This is a genomic window from Fictibacillus nanhaiensis, from assembly GCF_019801215.1.
GTDB lineage: Bacteria > Bacillota > Bacilli > Bacillales > Fictibacillaceae > Fictibacillus > Fictibacillus nanhaiensis_C.
The window spans coordinates 1-2,946 of record NZ_JAHVJO010000011.1; the positions used below are offsets into that span (position 1 = coordinate 1).

A 2,946-nucleotide genomic window follows, 5' to 3' on the forward strand; every position below is an offset into this window, starting at 1 on the left:
TTTTAAGGATAAGCCCTCGACCGATTAGTATCTGTCAGCTCCACGTGTCACCACGCTTCCACACCAGACCTATCAACCTCATCATCTCTAAGGGGTCTTACTCACTTAACGTGATGGGAAATCTCATCTTGAGGGGGGCTTCATGCTTAGATGCTTTCAGCACTTATCCCGTCCACACGTAGCTACCCAGCTATGCCCCTGGCGGAACAACTGGTACACCAGCGGTGTGTCCATCCCGGTCCTCTCGTACTAAGGACAGCTCCTCTCAAATTTCCTGCGCCCGCGACGGATAGGGACCGAACTGTCTCACGACGTTCTGAACCCAGCTCGCGTACCGCTTTAATGGGCGAACAGCCCAACCCTTGGGACCTACTTCAGCCCCAGGATGCGATGAGCCGACATCGAGGTGCCAAACCTCCCCGTCGATGTGGACTCTTGGGGGAGATAAGCCTGTTATCCCCAGGGTAGCTTTTATCCGTTGAGCGATGGCCCTTCCATGCGGAACCACCGGATCACTAAGCCCGACTTTCGTCCCTGCTCGACTTGTAGGTCTCGCAGTCAAGCTCCCTTGTGCCTTTACACTCTGCGAATGATTTCCAACCATTCTGAGGGAACCTTTGGGCGCCTCCGTTACTGTTTAGGAGGCGACCGCCCCAGTCAAACTGCCCACCTGACACTGTCTCCGAACCGGATCACGGTCCAAGGTTAGAATTTCAATACAGCCAGGGTAGTATCCCACCGACGCCTCCACCGAAGCTGGCGCTCCGGCTTCTCAGGCTCCTACCTATCCTGTACAAGCTGTACCAAAATCCAATATCAAGTTGCAGTAAAGCTCCATGGGGTCTTTCCGTCCTGTCGCGGGTAACCTGCATCTTCACAGGTACTATAATTTCACCGGGTCTCTCGTTGAGACAGTATCCAAGTCGTTACACCTTTCGTGCGGGTCGGAACTTACCCGACAAGGAATTTCGCTACCTTAGGACCGTTATAGTTACGGCCGCCGTTTACTGGGGCTTCAATTCAGAGCTTCTCCGTAAGGATAACCCCTCCTCTTAACCTTCCAGCACCGGGCAGGTGTCAGCCCCTATACTTCACCTTGCGGTTTCGCAGAGACCTGTGTTTTTGCTAAACAGTCGCTTGGATCTATTCACTGCGGCTCTCTCGGGCGATAAACCCTATCAGAGCACCCCTTCTCCCGAAGTTACGGGGTCATTTTGCCGAGTTCCTTAACGAGAGTTCTCCCGATCATCTTAGGATTCTCTCCTCGCCTACCTGTGTCGGTTTGCGGTACGGGCACCTCTTTCCTCACTAGAGGCTTTTCTTGGCAGTGTAGGATCAGGGACTTCGGTACTAAAATTTCCCTCGCCATCACAGCTCAGCCTTCACGTTGGACGGATTTGCCTATCCAACAGCCTAACTGCTTAGACGCACTATTCCATCAGTGCGCTCACCCTACCTTACTGCGTCCCCCCATTGTTCAAACGGAAAGGAGGTGGTACAGGAATATCAACCTGTTATCCATCGCCTACGCTTTTCAGCCTCGGCTTAGGCCCCGACTAACCCTGAGCGGACGAGCCTTCCTCAGGAAACCTTAGGCTTTCGATGGACAAGATTCTCACTTGTCTTTCGCTACTCATACCGGCATTCTCACTTCAAAGCGCTCCACCAGTCCTTCCGGTCTGACTTCACTGCACTTCGAACGCTCCCCTACCCCTGTACCATGTGGTACAAGCCATAGCTTCGGTGATACGTTTAGCCCCGTTACATTTTCGGCGCAGAGTCACTCGACCAGTGAGCTATTACGCACTCTTTAAATGGTGGCTGCTTCTAAGCCAACATCCTGGTTGTCTGGGCAACTCCACATCCTTTGCCACTTAACGTATACTTTGGGACCTTAGCTGATGGTCTGGGCTGTTTCCCTTTTGACTACGGATCTTATCACTCGCAGTCTGACTCCCGCGGATAATTCTCTGGCATTCGGAGTTTGACTGAATTCGGTAACCCTGTGGGGGCCCCTAGTCCAATCAGTGCTCTACCTCCAGGAATCTTGCCGCGAGGCTAGCCCTAAAGCTATTTCGGGGAGAACCAGCTATCTCCGTGTTCGATTGGCATTTCACCCCTACCCACACCTCATCCCCGCACTTTTCAACGTGCGTGGGTTCGGGCCTCCATTCAGTGTTACCTGAACTTCACCCTGGACATGGGTAGATCACACGGTTTCGGGTCTACGACCACGTACTATGTCGCCCTATTCAGACTCGCTTTCGCTGCGGCTCCGTCTTATCAACTTAACCTTGCACGGGATCGTAACTCGCCGGTTCATTCTACAAAAGGCACGCCGTCACCCGTTAATGGGCTCCGACTACTTGTAGGCACACGGTTTCAGGATCTATTTCACTCCCCTTCCGGGGTGCTTTTCACCTTTCCCTCACGGTACTGGTTCACTATCGGTCACTAGGAAGTATTTAGCCTTGGGAGATGGTCCTCCCGGATTCCGACGGGGTTTCACGTGTCCCGCCGTACTCAGGATCCACTCTGGAGGGAACGAAGTTTCAGCTACAGGGCTGTTACCTTCTTCGGCTGGCCTTTCCAGACCACTTCACCTACTTCGTTCCTTTGTAACTCCGTATAGAGTGTCCTACAACCCCAGAGGGCAAGCCCTCTGGTTTGGGCTGATTCCGTTTCGCTCGCCGCTACTCAGGAAATCGCATTTGCTTTCTCTTCCTCCGGGTACTTAGATGTTTCAGTTCCCCGGGTCTGCCTTCTCATACCCTATGTATTCAGATATGGATACCATCCCATTACGGATGGTGGGTTCCCCCATTCGGAAATCCCCGGATCAATGCTTACTTACAGCTCCCCGAGGCATATCGGTGTTCGTCCCGTCCTTCTTCGGCTCCTAGTGCCAAGGCATCCACCGTGCGCCCTTTCTAGCTTAACCTTATA

At 53.1% G+C, this 2,946-nt stretch carries 1 rRNA gene; it reads right to left on the reverse strand.

What is annotated here, in order from left to right:
- Positions 1-4: 4 nt before the first annotated feature.
- Positions 5-2,941, reverse strand: a 23S ribosomal RNA gene (locus KUV80_RS18460).
- Positions 2,942-2,946 lie beyond the last annotated feature (5 nt).